The sequence below is a fragment of the Paenibacillus sp. EB106-06-01-XG199 genome, from assembly GCF_058791575.1.
Genome location: NZ_JBYTDQ010000042.1, coordinates 1 through 652 on the forward strand (window position 1 = coordinate 1; position 652 = coordinate 652).

The following is a 652-nucleotide window of genomic DNA, read 5'->3' on the forward strand; positions in this document are numbered from 1 at the left end:
CGCAATCCGTGTATCCACCGCGGTTTCCCCGCGCAAGTCGATCACGTCCAGCCCGAAACTCGCCTCTTGAGGCCCGCAGCTCCACTGCACGATGCCCCCCGCTTCTTCCCGGTACCTCATCCGCAGCGCATCATGATGCTGGGCGATCCGTTCAAACACACGGCGCAGAATGACTTCGTTGAATCCGTCCCGGCGATGCAGCATGACCGCCTGGTTATAATGGTGCGGCAGCTGCGGCGACCGCTCAAACAACCCTTGCTGGATCGGAGTTAATCGTACTTTGCCTTCGACCGGACGCTGATCGATCTGCCGCGCCAACTTCTGCACATGCGGACACAGCTCCAGAATTGTCGGATACCGGAACAGCTCACGGATCCCCAAGTGCAGCCCGTGCCCCCGCAGCCGCGCGGCGATCTGAACGGCTTTGATCGAATCCCCGCCCAGCTCGAAGAAGTTGTCTTGGATCCCGACTTGTCCGACTTGGAGCACGTTCTGCCAAATCGTTGCCAGCTTCGCCTCCATCTTGCTGCGCGGCGCCACATATTCGCTTCCCGCCTGAATCTGTCCTTGCGGCTCCGGCAGCGCCTTACGGTCCACCTTGCCGTTAGGGGTTAGCGGCAGCTTCTCCAGCTCCACAAAGTAGGACGGAATC

The 652-nt window shown here is 60.6% G+C and carries 1 protein-coding gene; it reads right to left on the reverse strand.

Going from position 1 to position 652, the window contains the following annotated elements; translation table 11 throughout:
- On the reverse strand, nt 1-652 hold a 652-nt coding region (locus AC3WT9_RS34630), incomplete at both ends, for a condensation domain-containing protein (protein WP_492408991.1).